Origin of the sequence: Stutzerimonas kunmingensis (assembly GCF_014764705.1) — a bacterium.
In the GTDB taxonomy this organism is placed as follows: domain Bacteria; phylum Pseudomonadota; class Gammaproteobacteria; order Pseudomonadales; family Pseudomonadaceae; genus Stutzerimonas.
In genome coordinates this window covers 45773-69634 of sequence record NZ_JACXXG010000025.1, presented here as the reverse complement: position 1 = coordinate 69634, position 23862 = coordinate 45773, and the positions used below count along the sequence as shown (strand labels likewise).

At 62.3% G+C, this 23862-nt stretch carries 20 protein-coding genes and 2 pseudogenes; 5 read left to right on the top strand and 17 right to left on the bottom strand.

What is annotated here, in order from left to right:
• Positions 1 to 180: 180 nt before the first annotated feature.
• The 4 genes from IEG05_RS17325 to IEG05_RS17310 form a co-directional block, all read right to left on the bottom strand.
• A complete protein-coding gene (locus tag IEG05_RS17325) occupies positions 181 to 624 on the bottom strand; it encodes a DUF2846 domain-containing protein (protein ID WP_046622570.1) in 444 nt (147 codons plus the stop codon).
• A 194-nt stretch (positions 625 to 818) separates the two neighbouring features.
• Positions 819 to 1514: a GNAT family N-acetyltransferase gene (locus IEG05_RS17320; protein WP_046622572.1), complete on the bottom strand. Its 696-nt coding sequence runs from the start codon at positions 1512 to 1514 to the stop codon at positions 819 to 821.
• Between the two features lie 106 nt (positions 1515 to 1620).
• Positions 1621 to 1971 (bottom strand): TfoX/Sxy family protein, encoded by a 351-nt coding sequence (locus tag IEG05_RS17315; RefSeq protein ID WP_046622575.1) that lies wholly within the window; start codon positions 1969 to 1971, stop codon positions 1621 to 1623.
• A gap of 81 nt (positions 1972 to 2052) precedes the next feature.
• Positions 2053 to 2778: an FMN-dependent NADH-azoreductase gene (locus tag IEG05_RS17310; protein WP_046622577.1), complete on the bottom strand. Its 726-nt coding sequence runs from the start codon at positions 2776 to 2778 to the stop codon at positions 2053 to 2055.
• A gap of 117 nt (positions 2779 to 2895) precedes the next feature.
• Between IEG05_RS17310 and IEG05_RS17305 the strand changes: the two genes are divergently transcribed.
• The gene (locus IEG05_RS17305) at positions 2896 to 3801 is read left to right on the top strand and encodes a LysR substrate-binding domain-containing protein (RefSeq protein ID WP_046622585.1); all 906 of its coding nucleotides are present in this window, start codon (positions 2896 to 2898) and stop codon (positions 3799 to 3801) included.
• Between the two features lie 46 nt (positions 3802 to 3847).
• Here the strand turns inward: IEG05_RS17305 and IEG05_RS17300 are convergent, their stop codons facing one another.
• From IEG05_RS17300 to IEG05_RS17275, 7 genes and pseudogenes are all read right to left on the bottom strand, one after another.
• Positions 3848 to 4378: an REP-associated tyrosine transposase gene (locus tag IEG05_RS17300; protein WP_046622579.1), complete on the bottom strand. Its 531-nt coding sequence runs from the start codon at positions 4376 to 4378 to the stop codon at positions 3848 to 3850.
• Between the two features lie 180 nt (positions 4379 to 4558).
• Positions 4559 to 5233, bottom strand: a complete 675-nt coding sequence (locus IEG05_RS17295) for a hypothetical protein (protein WP_046622581.1) — start codon at positions 5231 to 5233, stop codon at positions 4559 to 4561.
• Between the two features lie 161 nt (positions 5234 to 5394).
• Positions 5395 to 5547: pseudogene (locus IEG05_RS23355) on the bottom strand (transposase); the annotation flags it as partial.
• A 288-nt stretch (positions 5548 to 5835) separates the two neighbouring features.
• A pseudogene (locus tag IEG05_RS17290) lies at positions 5836 to 5982 on the bottom strand (transposase); the annotation flags it as partial.
• Between the two features lie 223 nt (positions 5983 to 6205).
• Positions 6206 to 6988, bottom strand: coding sequence for a DUF2971 domain-containing protein (locus IEG05_RS17285; RefSeq protein WP_191122434.1), 783 nt, complete (start codon positions 6986 to 6988; stop codon positions 6206 to 6208).
• Positions 6989 to 7105: 117 nt separating this feature from the next.
• Entirely contained in the window at positions 7106 to 8353 is a 1248-nt protein-coding gene (locus tag IEG05_RS17280) for a ribonucleotide-diphosphate reductase subunit beta (protein ID WP_046621227.1), read from the bottom strand.
• 444 nt (positions 8354 to 8797) lie between these two features.
• Positions 8798 to 11677, bottom strand: a complete 2880-nt coding sequence (locus tag IEG05_RS17275) for a ribonucleoside-diphosphate reductase subunit alpha (protein WP_046621225.1) — start codon at positions 11675 to 11677, stop codon at positions 8798 to 8800.
• Between the two features lie 707 nt (positions 11678 to 12384).
• Here IEG05_RS17275 and IEG05_RS17270 point away from each other — a divergent pair.
• Together IEG05_RS17270 and IEG05_RS17265 are read left to right on the top strand one after the other, a co-directional pair.
• Complete coding sequence (locus IEG05_RS17270; protein ID WP_046621223.1) at positions 12385 to 13101, top strand: winged helix-turn-helix domain-containing protein; 717 nt, start codon at positions 12385 to 12387, stop codon at positions 13099 to 13101.
• Between the two features lie 11 nt (positions 13102 to 13112).
• Positions 13113 to 14729 (top strand): ATP-binding protein, encoded by a 1617-nt coding sequence (locus tag IEG05_RS17265; RefSeq protein ID WP_046621220.1) that lies wholly within the window; start codon positions 13113 to 13115, stop codon positions 14727 to 14729.
• Positions 14730 to 14754: 25 nt separating this feature from the next.
• On the opposite strand, the gene IEG05_RS17260 is transcribed toward IEG05_RS17265, so the two are convergent.
• The gene (locus IEG05_RS17260) at positions 14755 to 15426 is read right to left on the bottom strand and encodes a DUF4197 domain-containing protein (RefSeq protein ID WP_014819999.1); all 672 of its coding nucleotides are present in this window, start codon (positions 15424 to 15426) and stop codon (positions 14755 to 14757) included.
• 197 nt (positions 15427 to 15623) lie between these two features.
• Between IEG05_RS17260 and IEG05_RS17255 the strand changes: the two genes are divergently transcribed.
• Positions 15624 to 16052, top strand: a complete 429-nt coding sequence (locus IEG05_RS17255) for an N-acetyltransferase (protein WP_014820000.1) — start codon at positions 15624 to 15626, stop codon at positions 16050 to 16052.
• 5 nt (positions 16053 to 16057) lie between these two features.
• Here the strand turns inward: IEG05_RS17255 and plsB are convergent, their stop codons facing one another.
• Positions 16058 to 18556: a glycerol-3-phosphate 1-O-acyltransferase PlsB gene (gene plsB / locus IEG05_RS17250; RefSeq protein ID WP_046621216.1), complete on the bottom strand. Its 2499-nt coding sequence runs from the start codon at positions 18554 to 18556 to the stop codon at positions 16058 to 16060.
• 414 nt (positions 18557 to 18970) lie between these two features.
• Between plsB and katG the strand changes: the two genes are divergently transcribed.
• A complete protein-coding gene (katG, locus tag IEG05_RS17245) occupies positions 18971 to 21202 on the top strand; it encodes a catalase/peroxidase HPI (RefSeq protein WP_046621205.1) in 2232 nt (743 codons plus the stop codon).
• Positions 21203 to 21219: 17 nt separating this feature from the next.
• Here the strand turns inward: katG and IEG05_RS17240 are convergent, their stop codons facing one another.
• From IEG05_RS17240 to IEG05_RS17225, 4 genes are all read right to left on the bottom strand, one after another.
• Positions 21220 to 21594 (bottom strand): hypothetical protein, encoded by a 375-nt coding sequence (locus IEG05_RS17240; RefSeq protein WP_224742871.1) that lies wholly within the window; start codon positions 21592 to 21594, stop codon positions 21220 to 21222.
• A gap of 36 nt (positions 21595 to 21630) precedes the next feature.
• Complete coding sequence (locus IEG05_RS17235; protein WP_046621200.1) at positions 21631 to 22341, bottom strand: class I SAM-dependent methyltransferase; 711 nt, start codon at positions 22339 to 22341, stop codon at positions 21631 to 21633.
• A gap of 69 nt (positions 22342 to 22410) precedes the next feature.
• Positions 22411 to 23193, bottom strand: a complete 783-nt coding sequence (blaOXA, locus tag IEG05_RS17230) for a class D beta-lactamase (protein WP_046621198.1) — start codon at positions 23191 to 23193, stop codon at positions 22411 to 22413.
• Positions 23194 to 23288: 95 nt separating this feature from the next.
• Positions 23289 to 23858 (bottom strand): GNAT family N-acetyltransferase, encoded by a 570-nt coding sequence (locus tag IEG05_RS17225; protein ID WP_046621196.1) that lies wholly within the window; start codon positions 23856 to 23858, stop codon positions 23289 to 23291.
• Between the last annotated feature and the right edge of the window lie 4 nt (positions 23859 to 23862).

The window sequence follows — 23862 nt, the reverse complement described above, 5'->3', positions numbered from 1 at the left end:
AGAAAGCGGCAAGATCAATAGGATGCACGGCGACAGCAGGGACAGGTGAAGGGTGTGTTTGGCGACTGCCAATTTACCTGCTTCCCTGACTGTCAACTCGCTCTTCCCCCAGACTCCGCGAAGAACCAGAAAAAAGCCCCGCAGGTGCGGGGCTTCTGTTGGACGGTCTTGCTTGCAGCGTTAGCGGGCCAGTTCGGTTTTCGCTACGGCTTTCTGGCCTTCGCTTTCCGAGACCTCGGTCAGCTTCGCACCGCCGACGAAGACACCTATCTTGATCGACTGACGCACGTAATGGTTCTTGCCGGCGATGGCGTCCAGTTCGATGAGGTTGTCGCTGAATTCGGACTCGGTTGCCAGGGTGTGCTTGCCAGGCGTGACGAGGCGGTAGAAATAGGTGTTGGCGGCGGTTTCGCCAATGATTTCACCGTCAATCTTCACTGATTTCTTCAGGGCGGCTCCGAGCATGGAGTCGCGGAAGATGTACAGCCCGGCCTGATCGTGCGGCGGTGCCGGGAACGTCTTGTATGCCTGGTCCTTTTCGGGTGACTCCATCGGGACCGAAGCACAGCCGGTCAGAATGGCGAAGCTCAGCGCCGCAGCGCTCATCGTGAAATGTTTGAACATGAATACTCGTTCCTGAGTGTTAAGGCGAATTGCGCGGCGATATTAAATTGCCATCGCGCGGCCAGTAACCCTAAACATCTCCGAGCGGCTCGTTGTAAGCGGTTTTAGTGATTACAATCACGCTAACGACTACGCACAGCGGTGCGGTGCTGGGGGAATGCGGCCAATCCCGCCTGTTCTGGAACTGATATCGGCTAGTGCAAGCGTTTGGCGGCAGAGGCTGCCTCGACCAGATGTCGTGCCTGCTGGGCCAGTTGATCGAGCAGGCGGTCGCGCTGTTTCTCCGCCTCGCTCATCGCCTTGCGGCCGTTCTGCTGCACCAGGTAGCTGTAGATCTGCCGAACTTCCTTGGACTGGAAGATCGGCTCCAGATCCTGCACCGCCACCGCACCGTTCGAAGCCTCGTTACGGGTATTCATCACCACCTGCGGGCCGCGCGCCACCAGCGGCTGAAAGCCCAGCGCGCTGAAATACGGCACCTTGCCTGCAACGCACGCGACCTCGGCATGGGGATAGCGCGTCACCATCGCTTCGACCATCGCCCGGCCAATGCCCTGGCGACGATGGCCGGCGTCGACCGCCAGATAGACCAGCGCGCAGGCTTCGGGATCGTCCACAAATGGCAAATACAGCGCGAAGCCGAGCAGGACCGTCGGATCATCAGCATCCAACGCCATGATCAGCTCCGGCTTGCCCGCCTGCGCGCCGTCCATGCTGTCCAGATAGCGATGCACCTCGAAGCCCACCACGTACTGATACAGCTGATACAGCGGATTGCTGGGCTGCAGCGAGACCGGGCTGATGTCGCCGAGATAATCCACCACCATCTGCAGCACCTGGCTTTTCAGCGATTCCGGCGGCGGGGTGCCGAGGTGGGGGAGGGTGAACATGGCGGCGCTCCGGGGCGGTACGGAAAATGGCGGCATTGTACCGGGCGGCGTGCGACTGGCCAGGTGAAGCGGCATGGCGATCAGGGATACGGGATCCTGCCTGCCGCTATGTCGCGGCTGCGTCTGGCCTTCTCTTCCTCGGTTTGCGTGGCGCAGGTGCTGGCATGAGGCGAGCCGTTTCGATCACCAGGCGGCGGAGTTCGTCGGCATCGTCCAGCAGCTCGTCCGCCACCGGATAGTTCTTCGCGCCGGGGTAGGGCGGCGCTTGCGGCAAGTCCGGGGCGAGCGTCTCGGCGGCCGCCGAAGGCTTGATGAACAGGCTGTTGTCGCAGACGAACGCGACGACCTTTTCGTCCAGATAAAGGGCGTACTCGCCGAACATCTTCCTGTACGTCAGCCTGCTCCCCAGGCCGATCTGCTCCGCCACGTACAGCACGAAATCTTTGTCGCTCGCCATGTCTGCTCCGCTGTCTCGACTGGGTGCCATGCCCATGGAGCGTAGCGTGGAAAGCGAAGCCGTTTCCACGCGTTAACCGCCTTACACCTGATCGAACTCGGCCTGCCTTGCCCGGGCATGGAGCGGGGGCGTATCGAGTGATGCCTGCAGCTCCTTCACCAGCGCATCGACCTGGCGCAGCGCCTCGGTCACCGAGGCGGCCAATACCTCGCCACCGGTTTCCTGACCTTCAATCGCGATCTGATGGGTGCGGGTGATCCCGATGAAATTGAGTGCCGTCACCAGGTTCGGCTCCAGATGATTCATGTGCGCCATCTCCCCACCGGGACCAAAGCCGATGCCGCCCCGGGCGCTGAGGATGACTGCATGCCGTGGCCGGTCCGCCAGCAAGGGTACGTACGGGTCGGGCAGCTTGCTTTCGTCGACCTCGACCGTCCGGCCCGGGCGCACGATCTGGTCGATCCAGGCCTTCAGCGCCGCGGGCATGCCGAAGTTGTAGAGCGGCGTACCGATGACCAGTACATCGGCGGCGATCAGCTCATCGACCAGCTGGTCGCTTTCCGCCAGCGTGTCCCGCATCCACGGCTCACGGCCTTCTTCCAGCGTAAAGCTGGAGGCGATCCAGTCATGGCTGATAAAGGAGGGCGGGTTCTGGCCTATATCCCGGTAAACGATACTGTCCTGCGCGCGGCGGGCCGCCCACTGGCTGACGAAGCGGTGGGTGAGGTTACGGCTGTGGGAGCCGTGCTCGTCCTTGCCGGCAAGACCGGGGCGGGCGCTGGCATCGAGGTGCAGAAGGTGCGTCATGATGATTCTCCTCTGTGATTGAATTCATCTGTCGTTCGCGGTAAATCCAGCCTAGGGCTAGGCTGTACGAGCGACAAACGACCATTTCTTCCAACTACAGATGAGAGAAACTCAGCCATAGCGCATCGCCGGTTACCTTCGCTTTCTGCGCTGCGGGCCTTCGAAGCCGCGGCCCGCCACGAGAGCGCCAAGCAGGCCGCCGAGGAGCTGTCCGTCACGGCCACGGCGATCAGCCACCAGATTCGTTCGCTGGAGGAATCCCTCGGCGTGGCGCTGTTCCTGCGCAAACCGCGGAAGCTGGAACTGACCGATCCGGGACGGGAGCTGCAACAGACGTTGGAAACGGCCTTCGACAGCATCAGCGCTACGGTCGAACGCCTGAGCGCGAAGCCCTGCCGCCAGGCGATCACCCTCAGCACCACACCGGCCATCACGGTGCGCTGGCTGGTGCCGTGGGTCTGTCTGCTACGCGATTCACATCCGGATATCGATCTGCGCTTCCATACCTCCCATGAGCCAGTCGCGCTCGATGGCGTCACGGCGGATATCGCCATCCGCTACGGCGACGGCCGCTGGCCCGGGCTGGTGGCGGAGAAGCTGTTCGACAACACCTTCGTCCCTGTTTGCAGCCCGCATCTCGGCTTGCGGGATGTAACCGAGCTGCCCAAACACCCGTTGATCCACTTCCGTGCGCAAGCTGCCTTGTCCGCTCCGATTCATTGGGCGTCGTGGCAAAAGCTCGCCAACGTGCCGGGGCTGGATGTGAGCGCCGGGCTGGTCTTCTCCGACGAAACCCACGCCATTTCCGCCGCCATCGGTGCGCAGGGCGTGGCTCTGATGAGTCGGCAGTTGATCGAGGATGAATTGAGGGAAGGGCGGCTGGTGCAGCCATTCGGGCCGGAGATGGAGGGCAAGCCGTTTCACCTCGTATATCCCGAGAGCCGTCGGGATGATCCGACGGTTCGGGCGGTGAGGGAGTGGGTGATGAAGGTGCCGGGTGGGTTGTGTGAGATGGTTGGCTAATTGCGCAGCCGCGTAGGGTGGAAAACGGCGAAGCCTTTTCCACGCGTCAGTCCGCATCACCTGCGAATCCCGCCGCCTCGTCACCGCACCATCCAGCCGGGTAGACCCCAGCGCCGACCGCCCGATGAAAACTCGAGTAGGGCCAGTCGACGACACACTCCACCAAACCGTGCTTTAACGGATTTCGATGCACATAGTCGACGTGACGCCGGTAATCCCGTTCATCCTGAATCAGGTGCTCCCAATAGCGCCGTTGCCAGATCCCGCGTTCGCCACGGGAGCGCTGAGTTGTCGTCAGTAACTCGGTCTTCGGCAGTCGTCGGGCGAAAGCGAACTTGATGACTTTCCAGCGTAGAGCGAAATCGGCGTCGCCATCCGGGAGCGTCCAGACGCAATGCATGTCGTCGGGCAGAACGACCCAGGCATCGATCTGGAATGGATGGCGTGAGCGTGTGGCACGCACCGTATCGCGGAGCAGGTCGATATGACGGACCAGCAGGTCGCTGCGACGGTTGAACAGATTGACCGTAAAGAAATACGTGGCGCCTGGCACACGGGCGCGGCGGTAGCGGGACATGGCGGCTCATCCTTGAGCGTTGTGTTGGCGGGCGGTCCGTATCGGTGGATAAGCAAAGCGTTATCCACCCTACGACATCTCAACCGCTCATACCGCCGACGCATCGACGTTGCCGGAGCGTAGGGTGGAAAACGGCAAAGCCTTTTCCACGCGTCACTTCCAGGCTACCTCGCTGACGTGTCATCTATCGCGCCGCACATCCAGCACTTCGTTTTTGCCCATTCTCTCTAGGAGCCGTTGCCGGAAGGTTAGCTTGCTCTCCTGCAACGGTTGAAGGCCAAAACGCTGACGTTCGTTATCAACCAGGCGGCGCGGAAGATGGGTCTCGCAATAGTGCGCATACTGCTCGAAGTAGATCCTGCTATACGCACCATCCTTGATTTCGACTGGCTCATTTAAAGCCTTGCGCTTGTGTTTGACCCACGGCTCCAACGCATACCAGCAGGCGAGATACATCGGGCCCCAGATATTCATGAAGTGGTTTCGGGAAACCAGGTTGTGCAGCGCCATGTAGCCAATGCGTTGAAGGTTGACCCCAACGACCTGCGCTGCATCGAGCTCCTGGCTGGTCCAGCCGTTCGGGTTTGTCTCTGGGTCGTGCGGCAGCCCGCAGTAGTTATGCCGTTTGTGGGCGTCGGTGAGTAGCCTTATCTGCGGTTTTAGCGTGTCCATTTCCGACATTGCCCAGCGGAGAATGTCAGCATCTCGGGAGATTGACGACTCGCGAATGTTCTTTGCGCCCTGCTTCAACCCTGCAAGCAGGACCAATGTGAGCAGCACCATTACGACGTCGGACAGCCCGGATACGCCGCTCCAGTCAAACTTGCTGAGCTCAATTTTTATTTCGGTGAACATCGTTGTCCTTGAGTCTGGTTTGTATGTGCTGTTGATGCCGTATGTATCGTTGAGTCTGCAAGTTGCGATAAGCGGTTTTGATTGGCACAGAGGGCGCCACGTCGCGCTATGCCAAATTGTATCGGCGATGGTGCAGATTTCTGGAGGCTGCGGAAGGGATCGCTCTGCAAGTGAAAGGGGGCGTGAGCGGGTGGCTCACGGTCTTGCGGAGCAGGTCGATATGGCGGACCAGCAGGTCGCTGTGGCGGTTGAGCAAGTTGACCGTGAGGAAAATAAGTGGCGCCGGGCACTTGGGCGCGGCGGTAGCAGGGCATGGCGGCTCATCCTTGAGCATTGGGTTGGCGGGAGGTCCGTATCGGTGGATAAGCAAAGCGTTATCCACCCTACGACATTTCAACCGCCCACACCGCCGACGCATCGACGTTGCCGGAGCGTAGGGTGGAAAACGGCGAAGCCTTTTCCACGCGTTTCTTCCAGGCTACCTCGCTGACTGGTGGTTGCAGGAGCGAAAAGGAAAACGTCAGGCAGCTCGGGAGCGCCTTTCCCATCAGGAGACGGGTGGCTAGCGCAAGGAAAATAAATCTGTCCCCTTTTCTCTAGCTGTGGAAGGGATGGCGTGTGCGTGTGGCTCGCACCGTCTCGCGTAGCAGGTCGATATGGCGGACCAGCAGATCGCTGCGACGGTTGAGCAAGTTGACCGTGAAGAAATACGTGGCGCCCGGCGCTTGGGCGCGGCGGTAGCGGGACATCGCGGCTCATCCTTGAGCGTTGTGTTGGCGGGAGGTCCGTATCGGTGGATAAGCAAAGCGTTATCCACCCTACGGCATCTCAACCGCCCACGCCGCCGAAGCATCGATGTTGCCAGACGTAGGGTGGAAAACGGCGAAGCCTTTTCCACGCGTCACTTCCTACTCGCTCGCTTTCGGGGCGGTGCCCCGGCTACCTCGCTGTCCCTTTCTGTCTGGATATTCGTCATCTGAGTCTTTTTTTGTTTATCCAGAAATAGTTGTTATCAAGCTCGGTTTGAAACACTTTTGCGTGTGGGACGAGGGTGGAAGCTGCTTGGATTAATGATTCTTTGTTTTTCAGTGTTATCCGGGCTCCAAGAAATATGCTGCGGATTGCGCTTTTGTCGAAGCTATAGGAGCCAGGTCCTCCGTTTTGCTCAATCGTTTCTGCTATCTCGTCTAATCGATCGGGGTTGGTTTTGAACGTATCATGATAAAAATTCAATTCGTCGGTTTCTATTGTTCTTTTTAGAATTCTCCATTCTTTTTCGTATTGCCAGTGCTGTGATTTTGTAAGTAGCACTCGGTCAATTAACCTTTCTGGATCCGAGTTGAATTCTGCTTTTGGTCTTTCCCCGTTGTAGGTGACTTTTTTGGTGTCGTTGAATGGTGAAGCCTCTGTGTCGAAGCCGATGCATATTCCAGTGTGGTTATTGGCGTAGTGCGACCACATAAGTATGGTTAGCGGGTCTTCTGTTAAACAGAGAATGCCAATTTTTTCTCGCCATTCGGCGGATACGGCCTCAGGGGGTCTGAGGCGAAATATTCGCTCCACTGCTTCTTTTTCCTTCATGCTGTGGGATTTCAGGAGCGGTGATGTGGATATATTTACTTTTGCGGATAGCTCGAAGGGGTCGTTGAATTTTGATGGCGCGGAAAAATATATTCTTCCGTTAAGTGTCTCTATAGCTCTGGAGAGTTGGGTTTCTGTCGCTGTTGAGTAGTATTTGTATAGTATCTGTTTCAAGGCGTAACCCTAGCCCAATAAAAAAGCCCCGCACAAGGCGGGGCTTCTGTCTTTACTCGCTGCCCCAAAATCCATTTCAGGTAAAGCGCTCTTAACTCTCCGGCAAGTAAGCCAATATCAATCCCAGCTCAAAGCCCCACCCGTCTGATACTCAATAACCCGCGTCTCAAAGAAGTTCTTCTCCTTCTTCAAATCCATGATTTCCGACATCCACGGGAACGGGTTGGTAGTGCCCGGATACTCTTCCTTCAGGCCAATCTGCGTCAGGCGACGGTTGGCGATGAACTTGAGGTAGTCCTCCATCATCGCGGCGTTCATGCCGAGGACGCCACGGGGCATGGTGTCGCGGGCGTATTCGATTTCCAGTTGGGTGCCCTGGAGGATCATCTGGGTCGCTTCGTCCTTCATGTCGGCGTCCCACAGGTGCGGGTTCTCGATCTTGATCTGGTTGATCATGTCGATGCCGAAGTTCAGGTGCATGGACTCGTCGCGCAGGATGTACTGGAACTGCTCGGCGGTGCCGGTCATCTTGTTGCGGCGGCCCATGGAGAGAATCTGGGTGAAGCCGCAATAGAAGAAGATGCCTTCGAGTACGCAGTAGTAGGCGATGAGGTTGCGCAGGAACTGCTTGTCGGTATCCGGGGTGCCGGTCTGGAAGGTCGGGTCGGAAATGGAACGGGTGTACTTGAGGCCCCAGCTGGCCTTTTTCGCGACGCTCGGGATCTCGTGGTACATGTTGAAGATCTCGCCTTCATCCATGCCCAGCGATTCGATGCAGTACTGGTAGGCGTGGGTGTGGATCGCCTCTTCGAAGGCCTGGCGCAGGATGTACTGGCGGCATTCGGGGTTGGTGATCAGGCGGTAGGTGGCCAGTACGAGGTTGTTGGCGACCAGGCTGTCGGCGGTGGAGAAGAAGCCGAGGTTGCGCTTGACGATGCGGCGCTCGTCTTCGCTGAGGCCGTCCTTGCTCTTCCACAGGGCAATGTCGGCGTTCATGTTCACTTCCTGCGGCATCCAGTGGTTGGCGCAACCATCCAGATACTTCTGCCAGGCCCAGTCGTACTTGAAGGGTACGAGCTGGTTGAGGTCGGCGCGGGCGTTGATCATGCGCTTCTCGTCGACGCGCACGCGGGCCGATTCGCCTTCCAGTTCGTTGAGGCCTTCCTGGATGTCCAGGTCGTCCAGCGCGCGCTTGGCGCGGGCGATGGCGTCGGAGTCACTGGCGGCAACGGCGCGGGCTTCTTCTACGGAACCGGCGGCGTCGTTGTCCAGCTTGGCGGCGGTCTGGCCTGCCGGCTGCGCGGCAGCGGGGGCCGGCGCGGCGGTGGTGGTGTCTTCTTCGTTGAATTCGTCCCAGCTCAGCATGTGCGATAGCTCCTGATCGGGGACCGGGGCTTGGCCGGTCGGATGTGTTTGGGTGCTTTTGGTTTGCACGCAAAAGCGGGTATTTGGTTTGGGCCGAGGTAGGTCCGGCCTTTGTATCGTCTGGTGGGGCTGCCCCTCACCCTAACCCTCTCCCCAGAGGGGCGAGGGGACTGGTTCGGTGTTGGCGTCGGGCTTGCTCGATCGATAGCCACTGCGTTGGCTTAGGGCTCCTGGCGAGCAGGAGCGGGCCGTTCTGTTTCCTTGTCGCAACAATGGTGCGAGCGTGGAGCTGTGCGAGTGGCTGCTAGGCGGCTGCCGAGCCGGAACCCCTGAGCGTACAGCTGTACGTGATGGGGTCCGGTTTGGCGGCCAACGCCGCAGACGCCGCTCCTCCCTTTACCAGCTGCCCTCTCCCCAAAAGGAGAGGGCGGCGCGCCTCCTTTGTTACTGGCAGGCTTCGCAGTCGGGGTTATCGATCGAACATGCCAGCGGCACCGGAGCCGGCTGCGGCTCGGCAGCCGGAGCGGCGCTGGCGGAGTTCGCCGCCTCGCTGCCACCACTGGACACGGCGTTCAGCTTGCCGGTGTTGATGGTGGACTTCTCGGTGCTGGTCGCGGCCAGGGCACGGAGGTAGTAGGTGGTCTTCAGGCCACGGTACCAGGCCATGCGGTAGGTCACGTCGAGCTTCTTGCCCGAGGCGCCGGCGATGTACAGGTTCAGCGACTGCGCCTGGTCGATCCACTTTTGGCGGCGGCTGGCGGCGTCGACGATCCACTTGGTTTCCACCTCGAAGGCGGTGGCGTACATGTCTTTCAGATCCTGCGGGATGCGCTCGATCTGCTGTACGGAGCCGTCGTAGTACTTGAGGTCGTTGACCATGACCGGGTCCCACAGGCCGCGGGCCTTGAGGTCGTGGACCAGGTACGGGTTGATCACGGTGAACTCGCCGGACAGGTTCGATTTGACGTACAGGTTCTGGTACGTCGGCTCGATGGACTGCGACACGCCAACGATGTTGGAGATGGTCGCGGTCGGGGCGATGGCCATGATGTTGGAGTTGCGGATGCCTTTCTTGACGCGCTCGCGGATCGGCGCCCAGTCCAGGGATTCGGTCAGGTCGACGTCGATGTACTTCTGGCCACGGGCCTCGATGAGGATCTGCTGGGAATCCAGCGGCAGGATGCCCTGGGACCACAGCGAGCCCTGGAAGCTGGAGTAGGCGCCACGCTCGTCGGCCAAGTCACAGGAGGCCTGGATGGCGAAGTAGCTGATGGCTTCCATGGACTTGTCGGCGAAGTCGATGGCGGCATCGGAACCGTAGGCGATGTGCTGCAGGTACAGCGCGTCCTGGAAGCCCATGATGCCCAGGCCCACCGGGCGGTGCTTGAAGTTGGCGTTCTGCGCCTGCGGCACGCTGTAGTAGTTGATGTCGATGACGTTATCGAGCATGCGGACAGCGGTGCGAACGGTGCGCTCCAGCTTGGCGGCGTCGAGCTTGCCGTCCTTGATGTGGTTGACCAGGTTGATCGAGCCCAGGTTGCAGACGGCGATCTCGTCCTTGTTGGTGTTCAGCGTGATCTCGGTGCACAGGTTCGAGCTGTGCACCACGCCGACGTGCTGCTGCGGGCTGCGCAGGTTGCACGGGTCCTTGAAGGTCAGCCACGGGTGGCCGGTCTCGAACAGCATCGAGAGCATCTTGCGCCACAGGTCCTTGGCCGGCAGGGTCTTGAACAGCTTGATCTTGCCGTACTTGGTCAGCTCCTCGTAGTACTCGTAACGCTCCTCGAAGGCGCGGCCGGTGAGGTCGTGCAGATCGGGGACGTCGGACGGGGAGAACAGGGTCCAGGGGCCGTCGTCGAAGACGCGCTTCATGAACAGGTCCGGAATCCAGTTGGCGGTGTTCATGTCGTGGGTGCGGCGACGGTCGTCACCGGTGTTCTTGCGCAGCTCGAGGAATTCCTCGATGTCCAGGTGCCAGGTTTCCAGGTAGGCGCAGACCGCGCCCTTGCGCTTGCCGCCCTGGTTGACCGCGACGGCGGTGTCGTTGACCACTTTGAGGAAGGGCACGACGCCCTGGGATTTGCCGTTGGTGCCCTTGATGTAGGCGCCCAGTGCGCGCACCGGGGTCCAGTCGTTGCCCAGGCCGCCGGCGAACTTGGAGAGCAGGGCGTTATCGCGGATGGCGTCGTAGATGCCGCCCAGGTCGTCCGGCACGGTGGTCAGGTAGCAGGAGGACAGCTGCGGACGCAGGGTGCCGGCGTTGAACAGTGTCGGCGTCGAGGCCATGTAGTCGAAGGACGACAACAGGTTATAGAACTCGATGGCGCGGGCTTCTTTCTGCTCTTCTTCGATGGCCAGGCCCATGGCGACGCGCATGAAGAAGATCTGCGGCAGCTCGAAGCGGACATTGTCCTTGTGGATGAAGTAGCGGTCGTACAGGGTCTGCAGGCCGAGGTAGGTGAACTGCTGGTCGCGCTCGTGGTTGAGTGCGGCGCCCAGCTTGGCCAGGTCGTAGCTCTTGAGCTTGGAATCGAGCAGTTCGAACTCGACGCCTTTCTCGATGTAGGCCGGCAGGGCCTTGGCGTAGAGGTCGGCCATCTCGTGATGGGTGGCGGCTTCGGCAACGCCGAGGAAGCCCAGGGCTTCGGCACGCAGGGTGTCCATCAGCAGGCGCGCGGTGACCTGGCTGTAGTTTGGCTCACGCTCGACCAGGGTGCGGGCAGTCATCACCAGGGCGGTGTTGACGTCCTTCTCGGCCACGCCGTCGTAGAGGTTCTTCAGGGTTTCACGCTCGATCAGCGCGCCATCGACTTCGGCCAGGCCTTCGCAGGCTTCGGTGATGATGGTCTGCAGGCGACCCATGTCCAGCGGCTGCTGGCTGCCATCGGCGCGGGTGACGCGGATGCTCGGGTGCGGCTGGGCGATGTCGTTGGCCGCGGCGCTCTTGCGCTCCTGGCTACGGGCTTCGCGGTAGATCACGTAGTCACGCGCGACTTTCTGCTCACCGGCACGCATCAGGGCCAGTTCGACCTGGTCCTGGATTTCTTCGATATGGATGGTGCCACCGGAGGGCATGCGACGACGGAAGGTGGCGGTGACCTGCTCGGTCAGGCGCGCGACGGTGTCGTGAATACGCGAGGAAGCGGCAGCGTTACCGCCTTCCACTGCGAGAAAGGCCTTGGTGATGGCGACGGTGATCTTGTCGTCGGTGTAGGGGACGACGGTACCGTTGCGCTTGATCACGCGCAGCTGGCCCGGGGCGGTAGCCGCCAGATCCGGTGCATCGGCTGACAGCGGGTTCTCGCGAGTGGATGGGTTCTGCATGGGGGCTCCGGATTCTCTCTTTTAGTCGCGGTTCTGGTTCTGTCTGCGCGGGCTTCGTTGAGCCCGGGCGTCGTTACTGCATGAGCCATGCCCCGCATCGCGGTGCACGGTGGTATCGCAAGGAATAGTCCTGACTAGGCCGCTGACGAGCTAAGTCGTTGCCGGAAGGATAGTCAGGCTGGAAAAACTGTCAACACAATATGTTGTGTTTTGTCTTGGCTCCGAGCACAGCTGCTAGTTCCGCGCTTGAAGTCAGGGAGACGACTGTCGAAGGCTTGCATTAATGCTTGACCTGAAGCTGCCGACGGTGTTGCAGAGCAATGGGAGGTAGGGCGATAGCCCAGCTCTCGAAAATGTCTCGATTGTGTCAGTTGCGGTGCGCAGGCCCAATATCAAGGGGTCAAGGCGCGCTGGAGCGACAAGATAATGCTGGCTCCGGGCCAATGCAAGGCAGCCGTCTGGGATAACCTGTGGATAACGTGTGTGCGGATTGTGGGTGAAAGCGCGGCGTCCGGCCGCAGGCCGCATGGCTGCGGCGCTCGGCCGAATGCCGACGAAATACGCGCCGCCGGGCATATTTTGATGATGGTCAATGACACTACATGTTGTGTTTGCCGATGCCCGCTTTTTGTGCATCGTGCCGGGCCGGGCGTTGGGTACAATGCGCGCTGTTCGTTTGTGGCCTGACGGTCTGACAGGGGGCGGGGATGGAGCAAGAGACGTGGCGGATTCTCATCGTCGAGGACGATCGACGGCTGGCCGAGCTGACGCAGGAATACCTGCAGAGCAGTGGCGGCTTCGAGGTGTCGATCGAATCGGATGGCGCCTGCGCCGCCGAGCGCATCATCGAGGAGCGCCCGGATCTGGTGGTGCTCGATCTGATGCTGCCCGGGGAGGATGGCCTGTCGATCTGCCGGCGGGTGCGTGACCGCTACGATGGCCCGATCCTCATGCTCACCGCGCGGGCCGACGATCTGGATCAGGTGTTGGGGCTGGAAACCGGCGCCGACGACTATGTCTGCAAGCCGGTGCGTCCGCGTCTGTTGCTGGCGCGCATCCGCGCCTTGCTGCGTCGTCAGCCGCCAGAGGCACCGACCAATGCCAAGCGCCTGCAGTTCGGCCCGTTGGTGATCGACAGCGCGTTGCGCGAAGCCTGGCTGCGTGAGCAGCAGATCGAACTGACCGGCGCCGAGTTCGACCTGCTCTGGCTGCTGACCTCCAACCCTGGACGCATTCTTTCCCGTGAAGAAATCTTCGCCGAGCTGCGCGGCATCGAATACGACGGTCAGGACCGCTCCATCGATGTGCGTATTTCGCGTATCCGCCCCAAGATCGGTGACGATCCCGATCATCCGCGGCTGATCAAGACGGTGCGCGGCAAGGGCTATCTGTTCGTTTCCGAAGCTGCCGTGGCGATGGTGTAGCGCCGCCGCCCATGAACTCGATTTTCCTGCGCATCTATGGCGGCATGCTGGGGGTGCTGGTGCTGGTGGCGCTGCTCGGTGCCGGCGGCCTGCACCTGCTCAACCAGTACCGCGCGGACGATCACCGCGAGCGCCTGGCCAGTGGCACCTTCCGCCTGATGGCGCACAACATGAGCAGCATGACGCCGATCGAACGGCGCCAGGCGGCGAACCTCTGGGGGCGGCTGCTGGGCATACCGCTGCGGGTGCGCACACTGGATGACGTTCGCCTGGAAAGTCGCCTGGAGGCGCGCCTGCTGCGTGGGCAGGTGCTGGTCGAGCAGATCCGACCGCAGAGCACCACGGTGTTCAGCCTGGTCAGTGCGCGAGATCGGCTGGTGCTTACCGGCGAAGTCGAGCAGCTCAGCGAACAGCTGGCGCGCGCCACCATCTATCTGCTGATCGACGAGCTGATCCGCTATCCCGAAGCCGAACAGCCGCAGCGCTTGGCCGAGCTGAAAAAGGCGCGTGGTTTCGGCTTCGATCTGGAATTGCTGACACGCGACAGCGCCAACCTCGATGACGACCAGCGTCGGCGGCTGGACGAGGGCGACACGGTGATGGCGCTCGCTCGCGGCGGTGATGCCGTGCGGGTGTTCGCGGCCATCGCCGGCACCGGCTGGATCATGCAGCTCGGTCCGCTGTACCAGATGAATCCCTATCCGCCGCAGCTGCTGATCTTGATCGGCCTGCTCGGCCTGTCGTTGATCGGTCTGACGGTGTACCTGCTGGTGCGCCAGCTGGAGCAGCGCCTGAGCGTGCTGGAAGGCGCGGCGACCCGCATCGCCGCGGGCAATCTGGAAACCCGCGTGCCGGATGTCGGTACCGATTCGGTCGGGCGCCTGGCGGCGGCGTTCAACGGTATGGCCAGGCATCTGCAGCGTTTGCTGGCGGTGCAGCGGGAGATGGTCAGCGCTGTGGCCCATGAGCTGCGCACGCCGGTCGCGCGACTGCGTTTCGGCCTGGAAATGAGCGCCGAGGCGCAGACCGACGAGGCCCGGCGCAAGTACCTGGAAGGCATGGACGGCGACATCGACGACCTCGATGCGCTGGTCGACGAAATGCTGGTGTATTCGCGGTTGGAGCGCGGCTCGCCGACCCTGCATTTCCAGCAGGTCGACCTGGGTGCGCTGGTCGATCAGGTGATCGGTGAGCTGGCGCCGTTACGTCCCGATGTCAGCGTCAGGCGTGGCGAATGCGCAACGGCAGCCGATGGCAGCTGCTGGGCCGAGGCGGAGCCGCAATACCTGCGCCGCGCCCTGAGCAACCTGATCACCAATGCAATGCGCCATGCCGAGAGTCGGGTGCAGGTCAGCTTCACCATCGATGGGCAAACGGTGCGGCTGGAGGTGGACGACGACGGCCCCGGCGTGCCGGAGGTGGATTGGGAAAAGGTCTTCACGCCGTTCCTGCGTCTGGATGACAGCCGCACCCGCGCCTCGGGTGGGCACGGGCTGGGCTTGTCCATCGTGCGGCGGATCATCTACTGGCACGGCGGCCGCTCGCAGCTGGGGCACAGCGACCTGGGCGGCGCGCGTTTCAGCCTGGTCTGGCCGCGGCGCAGGGCGGACCGAGCAGCGGCTGGCTGAAGCCAGCGCAGCTCGACCCAATCTCTCAAAGCAGTCCGAACACCTTTTTCGCCAGGCTGGTGGCCGCGGCGGCGGGATTCTTGCGAATGCTCGCTTCCTGCTCGGCGATCACGGTGAACAGGCCATCGAGCGCCTGTTCGGTGACGTAGCTTTCGATATTCGCGTAACTGCCGTTCATGCCAGCCGGCACCTTGGCGGCGACGGCGTTGTATTGCTGTGCCAGGCCGACCTGGTCGGTGGCCTGTTTGACGATGGGCAGGAATTTCGCGCGAATCTGCTCGCGGCTGGATTGGTTGAGGTACTGGGTGGCCGAGTCATCGCCACCGGCGAGAATGGCCTTGGCGTCCTGCACGGTCATCTTGCGCACGGCATCCAGCAGCAGTTGCTGGGCTTCCGGCACGGCCTTCTCGGCGGCCAGGTTCATGCTGTTCTCCAGCTGTTCGACCTGCGCACCCATGCCGAGCATCTTCAGCATCCGCGAGGCCTTGCCGATGTTGCCCGGCAGCTCGATACGCACGTCCGGATCGCTGCTGAAACCGCCAGGGCGACCGAGCTGCTGCACGGCGACCTTGGCGCCCTGGCTCAGGGCATCCTTGAGGCCGGCGCTGGCGTCGCTCTGGGTCAGGTCGGAAAGTGAAAGGGCGAAAGCGCTGGCGGAAAGCGCCAGGCCTGCAACGAGAGTGGTGATGCGCAACATGGCGTTAACCTCATGTTCATTGAATGGTGCAGATGCAGAAGCGGCGGGCTGCTAACTGCCGTATGGCCTGGCGCCGATGCTAAAGCAATACCGGGCAAGGCGCAGGCGTTTACCAGCAGTATGGGTCAGGCAGGCGGGGGACACGTTGTTACTGATGCGCTAAGGTTGCGGCCCCCGTCGTTATGGAGCCGACTCGCATGATCCGTCCCTTTCGCCCCGATGACCTGGAGCCGGTGCTGGCGATCTGGCTGGCTGCATCGATCCGCGCCCATGACTTCATTGCCCCGGCGTTCTGGGCGTCGAAGCTGGATGACATGCGCGATATCTATCTGCCGGCGGCGCAGATCTGGGTCGATGAGCGTGAAGGCGAGGTGCTGGGATTCGTCGCGCTGGTCGGGGACGTGCTGGCGGCGATCTTCGTGGCGCCGAGCGCTCAGGGCGGCGGTATCGGCTCGGCACTGATCGAGCAGGCCAAGACCGTGCGTGAGCGGCTCGAGCTGACGGTCTACAGCGCCAATGCCGCCAGCGTCGCCTTCTATCGCCGACATGGCTTTGCCGTGATCAGCGAACAGCTGGACCCGCACACTGGCCATCCTGAACTGGCGATGGCCTGGCAGCGGGACTGACTGTGTCAGGCAGCCTCGGGAGGCGTCGAATCGGAATCGTCATGATGACGCTCCAGCGCCACCTGACGGATCGACAGGCGAATCTCCGCCGGTAGCACGCGCTTGGCTGCGCCCTCGGCCAGTTCCGCGAGCTTCTCGTGATAGCCCAGCCGGCCGTTTTCGTCCGGGCTGACCACGCCCTGTTCCTGCATGCTCTGGATGAAATGGCGGAACAGCGCCTTGTCGAAGAACTCCGGCGCGTTGAGCCCATGCAGGATCGACAGGCGCTGGGCCATGACCGTGCAGAGGTTTTCCAGCTCCTCGGCGCTCAGGCTGTGCTGGCCACTGTTGAGCAGCAGCGAGGTGGCCATGTAGAAGCGCTGCAGGGTTTGCACCACGACGCGAGCGAGAAGGGTGAGCAGGACGAACTGCCGCGAGCTCGGGGCCGGGCGCACGTAGTGGTTGCCGTCCACCTTGAGCAGGCCGCGCTCGACGAAGGCCGCCAGCCACTGGTCGACCACGGCTTCCAGCTCCTCGACTTCCCAGCGCATGAACAGCTCGGCACGCAGGTACGGGTACAGCGCCTCGGTGAAGCGCTGGATCTGCTCGCGGCTGATGCGCGAACTGCTCTGGAAGAAGCTCGCCAGCAGTGCCGGCAGCGCGAAGATGTGCATCACGTTGTTGCGGTAGTAGGTCATCAGGACGGCGTTCTGCTCGTCCAGATAGAGGATGTTGCCCAGCGCGTCCTTCTGTTCGGCGAGCAGGTCGAGGCTCTTCACGTACGCGATCAGCGCGTTGCCGTCGCCTTCCGGCAGCGTGGTGTGCGGCGAGTAGGGCACCGCACGTAACAGCGCCTGATAGAGATCGAGAATCCGCGCCAGGGATTGCTGGTCCAGGGCCTGGCGGCTGGTGGAGAGCATCGCCAGCGCCACCAGGTTGACCGGATTGACCGCCGCCGCCTCGTTCAGGCGCTGGGCGATGCGCTCGGCCAGGCGATTGGTGGCGCCGTTCAGCCATTCGGGACGGTAGTCCGGCGCGTAGGTCTGCTGGCGCCAGCCAGGCTGCTCCTGGTCGAGGAATTCGTTGAGCTTGAGCGGTTCGCCGAAGTTGACCCAGACCTGGCCGAAGCGCTGCTTGAGCGCACCGATGACCTTGAAGATGTCGAAGATCGATTCCTTCTTCTTCGCCGCGCCGCGCAGTTCACCCAGGTAGGTGCGGCCTTCCAGCACGCGCTCGTAGCCGATGTAGACCGGCACGAACAGGATCGGCAGGCGTGACGAGCGCACGTAGCTGCGCAGGGTCAGGGCCAGCATGCCGGTCTTGGGTTGCAGCATGCGGCCGGTGCGCGAACGGCCGCCCTCGACGAAATACTCGACGGGGAAGCCGCGGGTGAACAGGTTGTGCAGGTATTCGTTGAACACCGAGGTGTACAGCGGGTTGCCCTTGAACGAGCGGCGCATGAAGAAGGCGCCACCGCGGCGCAGCAGGCTACCAATCACTGGCATGTTGAGGTTGATGCCGGCGGCGATGTGCGGCGGCGTCAGGCCGTTGCGGAACAGCAGGTAGGACAGCAGCAGGTAGTCGATATGGCTGCGATGGCAGGGGACGTAGATCACCTCGTAGCCGCGCACGGCTTCCTGTAGCGGCTCGATATGGTTGACGCGGATGCCGTCGTAGATCTTGTTCCAGAACCAGGACAGCACCACTTCGAGGAAGCGCACGGCGGTGTAGGCGTAGTCCGAGGCCACCTCGTTGCCGTAGCGCAGCGCCCTGGCTTCGGCCCGCTCGATGGAAATGTTCTCGCGCTCGGCCGCGTCGCGAATCGCCTGCCGTACCTGCGGTGCATGCACCAGGCCCTTGACCAGATTGCGCCGGTGCGACAGGTCGGGGCCGATCACGGCGGTCTTCTGGTTGCGGAAGTGCACGCGCAGCATGCGATGGACCATGCGCAGGGTGCGCTCGTGGCCCTTGTTCAGCGCGATCAGCTCGTTGAGCTGGATTGGTGCGGAGAACTGCACGCGGGTCTTGCGTCCTAGCACCAGGATGCTGAGCAGTTTGCGCAGGCGCCCGGTGACCGCCCAGCTGTCGGCGAACAGCAGCTTCCAGGCGCTGGTCTCGCGATTCGGCGACTGCCCCCAGAACACGCTGACCGGAATGATCTGCGCGTTTTCCACCGCGTTGTGCTCCAGTGCGCCGACCAGCCGGACCAGCGTTGGCGGCGCCACCAGACGCGTGCGTCGGCCAAACCAGCTCGTTGCCGGATTGAGAAAGAAGAACGCGGCCGGCTCGACGTGGTCGCCCACCGCCACATCGGCCACCGGGCGTGGTAACCCGGCCTTGCTGCACTCGACGTCCAGCACCGCGAGATCGCTCAGCGAGGGTTGCTGCAGCACGTAGAACACCGGCTTGCTGCGGTCCAGCTTGAGGGTGAAGGCAGACTGGTTGATGGTCTCCGAGCGCACCCAGAAGTACAGCACGCGGCGCAATACGGAGAAGATCAGACGGCGAAGGGGGGAGCGAGTCATACGGCAGATTCGGCTATGGAAGGGGCAATGCCCTCGAAGGCGGCAAGTGTGCCGCAAGCGGGGAGGGGGGGCAAAACTCTCTGCCGGCGAACCGCCAGCGATTGGCAGGGCTACTCGACGCCCGGATTCTCTGCGCAGACCTAACGCGGACACTGGAGTGTGAGGCGTAAATGGGGCGATAGGATGCGCTGTTTGAGGCTGCGCCTATCGTGCCGATAGGGAAATTCCATACGCGCCATTTCAGCCGCAGTCCGGGTAACTGGAAGCCGCTTGGTTGCTGCGCTGGCGCCGCTTTCAGCCTCGTTCCTGCAGCCCTGAAAACGCCGTCCTGGCCTTTTGTTCGTTCATGAGCTCGGTGCTAGGTTGTTTAAAGCGGCGCCTGATCGCGTCATCGACAACCGTGAGGAGCAGAACATGAACGAAGAGACTGGCGAAAAGACGGGTAGTGGTTGCCCATTCGGTCATGGCGCTGGTGCGCCCCGCAAACGCCCGGGCAATCGCGACTGGTGGCCTGAAGCACTGAGCCTCACGTCGCTCAACCAGCATTCGCCACGTTCCAATCCCTACGGTGGCGATTTCGACTATGCCGCGGAATTCAACTCCCTCGATCTCGACGCTGTGATTGCCGATCTTCACCAGGTGATGACCGATTCCCAGGACTGGTGGCCGGCGGATTTCGGCCATTACGGCGGGCTGTTCATTCGCCTGGCCTGGCACAGCGCCGGAACCTATCGGATCACCGATGGCCGCGGCGGCGCCGGTGGCGGTCAGCAGCGTTTCGCACCGCTCAACAGCTGGCCGGACAACGCCTCGCTGGACAAGGCGCGGCGCCTGCTCTGGCCGATCAAGCAGAAATACGGCCGTAAAATTTCCTGGGCGGACCTTTACGTGCTCACGGGCAACGTGGCGCTGGAATCCATGGGCTTCAAGACCTTTGGTTTCGCCGGCGGCCGTGCTGACACCTGGGAGCCGGAAGAACTCTTCTGGGGCCCCGAAGGCACCTGGCTAGGTGATGAGCGTTACAGCGGCGAGCGGCAGCTGCATCCGGGGCTGGGCGCCGTGCAGATGGGGTTGATCTACGTGAACCCGGAAGGCCCGAACGGCAATCCCGACCCCAAAGCCTCGGCCATCGATATCCGCGAAACCTTCGCCCGCATGGCGATGAACGACTATGAAACCGTGGCGCTGATCGCTGGCGGCCACACCTTTGGCAAAACCCACGGCGCGGGCGACCCCTCGCTGTTAGGGCCGGACCCGGAAGGCGCCGTCATCGAAGACCAGGGGCTGGGTTGGCGCAGCAGATTCCAGACCGGTGCGGGTGCCGATGCCATCACCTCCGGTCTCGAAGTCATCTGGAGCCAGACCCCGACGCAGTGGTCCAACTACTTCTTCGAGAACCTGTTCAACTTCGAATGGGAGCTGACCAAGAGCCCGGCCGGCGCGCATCAGTGGGAAGCCAAGGACGCACCGGAAATCATTCCAGACCCCTTCGACCCCAACAAAAAGCGCAAGCCGACCATGCTCACCTCGGACCTAGCGCTGCGTTTCGACCCGATCTACGAAAAAATCTCCCGCCACTTCTTGGAAAACCCGGACGAGTTCGCCGATGCCTTTGCCAAGGCGTGGTTCAAGCTGACGCACCGCGACATGGGTCCCATCGGCCGCTACCTCGGGCCACTGGTGCCGCAGGAAAAGCTGATCTGGCAGGACCCGATTCCCGAACGTGACCACCCGGTGATCGACGAGGCGGACATCGCCGCGCTGAAGCAGCAGCTGCTCGGTATGGGCTTTTCCGTGTCCGAGCTGGTGTCGGTAGCCTGGGCTTCGGCCGCCACCTATCGCGGATCGGACAAGCGCGGAGGCGCCAACGGTGCTCGTATCCGTTTCGCGCCGCAGAAGGATTGGGAGATCAACAACCCGGCCCTGCTGGATCGCGTGCTGCAGAAAATCGGCGAGATCCAGAACGCGTTCAACGCCTCGGCCAGCGGGGGCAAAAAGGTCTCCATGGCGGACCTGATCGTGCTCGCCGGCTGTGCCGCCATCGAGAAAGCGGCACAGGACGGCGGCGTGGCCATCACCGTGCCCTTCACGCCAGGGCGGATGGATGCGCTCGAAGAGTGGACCGATGAGCCCTCATTCGAAGCGCTGCGGCCGGTCGCCGATGGCTTCCGCAACTACTACCACGAGTCGCACTTCATGGCGCCCGAGGAAGCGCTGGTCGACAAGGCCCACCTGCTACGCCTGAGCGCACCGGAAATGACCGTGCTGGTCGGCGGCATGCGTGTGTTGGGCACCAACGCGGACGGCGGCAGGGAAGGCGTCTTCACCAAGCGCGTGGGCACGCTTTCGAACGACTTCTTCGTCAACCTGCTGAGCATGCAGAACGAGTGGGTCGCGACCGAGCACAAGAACCGCTTCCAGGGCCTCGACCGCAAGACCCGCCAGCCCACCTGGACCGCCACCCGCGTGGACCTCATCTTCGGCGCGCAATCGGAACTGCGTGCCCAGGCCGAGGTATACGGCATGGCCGACGGCAACGAGAAGTTCGTGCAGGACTTCGTCAAAGCCTGGGACAAGGTAATGAACGTGGACCGGCTCGATATCGGCAAGCCCGCCGATAATTTCAGCCAGAAGCTCTCAGCCTAGAGCTCGCGGCGGCGCCATCAGGCGCCGCCACGGGGCGGCTGCTGCTTTCGAGCCTGCCATCTGGTTCGGGCTCGGGAGCCGACATAGGCACCGACGAGAAAGACCAGGGAGCACAGCAGCACGAACACCAGCCCGACGGGGAGCAATGGCCCGGTCGGTAACCATCCGAGCAGATACAGAGTTTGCCCGGCCACACAGCCAACGTAGAGCGGCCACAAGGGTTTCGGCGCGATAGAGCCACACAAGCAGCCACCCAAGGCCAGCGCTGCGGTGTAATACAGGCCACCTGCATCCCAGGGCTCGACATGGCCGGTCATCGAAGGCGACAGGCCCCAGATCGCGGCACCGGCCAACGCGGCGATAAGGAACGAGCGCAACACGGGTTGCTTCATGCTCGGCCGGTCGGATGCAGCCGCCATGCCGCGGCGTTATTGTGCTTCGACCGTTGACCGCGTCGAGTACCAGGCGTGAATCAGCCCGGCCTGGTAGAACAGGACGGGGTCGGTGAAGCCGCCGGATTCGATGATGGCTGCGACCCGCTCGCGAGGCAGCACCGCCACATCGCGGGAGTAGGCTGCGCGCATCTGCTCCACACCGGCGGCCGGGATGCCAGCCGCGGTCATCATGTTCATCCAGGTTTCGAGCAGGGCCGTGTATTCGGCTGAGGCGGTATCCGATGCCAGGTCGGAGCTGGCCAGGCGTGCGCCCGGGCGAAGCCGGCTAGCGATGGCACGGAAAAACTCCGCACGGGCCCCTGGCTCCAGAATGAATTGCGACACGAGAAAGCACGTCGCGGCATCGAAGGCGTCCTGCTCGGGCAGCGATTGCAGATAGCCCTCATGAAACTGGCAGCGCTCGGCGTAGCCGCCCTCGATCGCCTTGTTGCGGCACACCTCGAGCATTGCACCGGAGGGCTCGACGGCGGTGAAGCTCCAGCGCGGGAAGCGCCTCGCCAGGTATGCGATTTCCTCGCCGGTGCCGGCACCGACGCACAGAATCCGGGCGTCGGCTGGAAGCTCGGCAAACACGGCTTCCAGAAGGAAATGCAGGCCGTCGCGAATCGGCGCGGTTCTCGCCCAGCGCTCGTCGTAGCTGGTTGCCTGCTGGTCGAAGATGGCCTTGATTTCATCGTTGCGCATGGCGGATTTCCCAGGAGGTTGTTCAGGATGGGCGCCTAGGCGCACCGTCCGGGTTGCTGCTGAGTTGCTTCAGTCCGCCGGCAGAATGCCTTTGGCTCGCAATGCGTTCAGGGCGATCTGCTGACGCAACGGCAGGTCCCTGACGGTTCGGGTGTCCAGGTTCAAGGCGAACAGCCAGGTATTCTCACCAGTCTCCACGTAGCCGATGTACCAGCCGGTGCCGGGCGTGCTGCGGGCGGCCCAGCCGGTCTTGGCGTAAAGACGATAGTCCTTGGCGGCTTCGGTGAGCATCACTGTCTTCAGGGTGTCGTAACTGCTGGTGCGGTACGGCAGGCTGCGCGCGGTCACGCGTTTGAGCAGCTCGATCTGTTGCTCGGCGCTGATGGTCAGCGAGCCATCCAGCCAGAACTCGGTACCGTTGAAGGGCTCGCTCAGCTGACCGTAATGCGCCTGGCGGATGTGTGGCGGATAGTCTGCAGCACCCACCCGCCGCGCCAGCCACTGATAGCACCAGACGCAACTGACCTGGAAGGCGCTCTTCAGCGTCTGGTCCCGGTTCCAGTCCTCGATCTCGTAACGGGTGTTGTCCCACGGGATGATCTCGTCGGCGCCGGCGATGGCGCCTTCCTCCAGCGCGATCAGCGTATTCAGGACCTTGAATGTGGAGGCGGCGGTGAACGGCTGCTTCGCGCGGGCTTCGTTGTGAACGTAGCGCTGGCCGGTTTCAGCCGATTCGATCACCAGTGTTCCGTCCACGCCAGCCTCGTCGAACAGCCGGGCGATATCGGCATCTTCCGCATGAGCGAAGCCGGAAAAGCCGAGGAACAGAAGCGCGAGGAACAGCTGAGGCATTGAAGAATATCCGTAGGGTGGGGATGAGGGTCCGGCTATGCGCGTGCCGTTCTAACAGGGTTTCCAGCGAAGTCCAGCCAATCGTGAATGAACGGTCATTCAGCTGCAGCCAACTGCGCCGCAAAGCGTTCGCGATCCAGTCGATACAGGCAGTGCCGGCGAAGCGGATGGCCGACGGGAACTCCTGGATGCTCGAACTCCTCCGTTTCACGCATGCCAAGGCGCTCCATCAGCGCACGTGAGCGCCGGTTCTCGATAGCGGTGAAGGACAGGATTTCGGAAAGATCGAGCGTGCCGAACCCTGTCTTTAGCGCGGCCCACGCCGCCTCGCTGGCCAATCCCTGGCCCCAGTAATCAGCCGCCAGGCGCCAACCTATTTCCACACACGGCGAGAACGGCAAGGTTGCCGACGGCGTATGCAGACCGACGAAGCCGATGAATGCGCCGCTGGCTTTCAGCTCGACGGCCCAGAATCCCCAGCCGCGCTCTTCGATCAGTGCCTGACAGCGGTCAGCCATCGCGTCGCTATCTACACGGCTGAGCAGGGCAGGGAAGTGCTGCATGACCCTGGGGTCCGCATTCATTCTGGCGAACGGTGCACGATCGGCTGGCGTCCATTGCCGCAGAAGCAGGCGCTTTGTCTGGAGGTCGCTCAGAACTGTCATCACA

Bases quoted from the DNA above. Each gene is read 5' to 3' on its own strand.
- IEG05_RS17320 (WP_046622572.1), bottom strand. From the start codon at position 1,514: ATGTTCACCCTCCCCCACCTCGGCACCCCGCCGCCGGAATCGCTGAAA.
- IEG05_RS17260 (WP_014819999.1), bottom strand. From the start codon at position 15,426: ATGTTGCGCATCACCACTCTCGTTGCAGGCCTGGCGCTTTCCGCCAGC.
- IEG05_RS17265 (WP_046621220.1), top strand. From the start codon at position 13,113: ATGAACTCGATTTTCCTGCGCATCTATGGCGGCATGCTGGGGGTGCTG.
- IEG05_RS17295 (WP_046622581.1), bottom strand. From the start codon at position 5,233: ATGTTCACCGAAATAAAAATTGAGCTCAGCAAGTTTGACTGGAGCGGC.
- IEG05_RS17275 (WP_046621225.1), bottom strand. From the start codon at position 11,677: ATGCAGAACCCATCCACTCGCGAGAACCCGCTGTCAGCCGATGCACCG.
- IEG05_RS17300 (WP_046622579.1), bottom strand. From the start codon at position 4,378: ATGTCCCGCTACCGCCGCGCCCGTGTGCCAGGCGCCACGTATTTCTTT.
- IEG05_RS17315 (WP_046622575.1), bottom strand. From the start codon at position 1,971: ATGGCGAGCGACAAAGATTTCGTGCTGTACGTGGCGGAGCAGATCGGC.
- blaOXA (WP_046621198.1), bottom strand. From the start codon at position 23,193: ATGCCTCAGCTGTTCCTCGCGCTTCTGTTCCTCGGCTTTTCCGGCTTC.
- IEG05_RS17310 (WP_046622577.1), bottom strand. From the start codon at position 2,778: ATGACGCACCTTCTGCACCTCGATGCCAGCGCCCGCCCCGGTCTTGCC.
- IEG05_RS17325 (WP_046622570.1), bottom strand. From the start codon at position 624: ATGTTCAAACATTTCACGATGAGCGCTGCGGCGCTGAGCTTCGCCATT.
- katG (WP_046621205.1), top strand. From the start codon at position 18,971: ATGAACGAAGAGACTGGCGAAAAGACGGGTAGTGGTTGCCCATTCGGT.
- IEG05_RS17270 (WP_046621223.1), top strand. From the start codon at position 12,385: ATGGAGCAAGAGACGTGGCGGATTCTCATCGTCGAGGACGATCGACGG.
- IEG05_RS17255 (WP_014820000.1), top strand. From the start codon at position 15,624: ATGATCCGTCCCTTTCGCCCCGATGACCTGGAGCCGGTGCTGGCGATC.
- plsB (WP_046621216.1), bottom strand. From the start codon at position 18,556: ATGACTCGCTCCCCCCTTCGCCGTCTGATCTTCTCCGTATTGCGCCGC.
- IEG05_RS17280 (WP_046621227.1), bottom strand. From the start codon at position 8,353: ATGCTGAGCTGGGACGAATTCAACGAAGAAGACACCACCACCGCCGCG.
- IEG05_RS17225 (WP_046621196.1), bottom strand. From the start codon at position 23,858: ATGACAGTTCTGAGCGACCTCCAGACAAAGCGCCTGCTTCTGCGGCAA.
- IEG05_RS17235 (WP_046621200.1), bottom strand. From the start codon at position 22,341: ATGCGCAACGATGAAATCAAGGCCATCTTCGACCAGCAGGCAACCAGC.
- IEG05_RS17240 (WP_224742871.1), bottom strand. From the start codon at position 21,594: ATGAAGCAACCCGTGTTGCGCTCGTTCCTTATCGCCGCGTTGGCCGGT.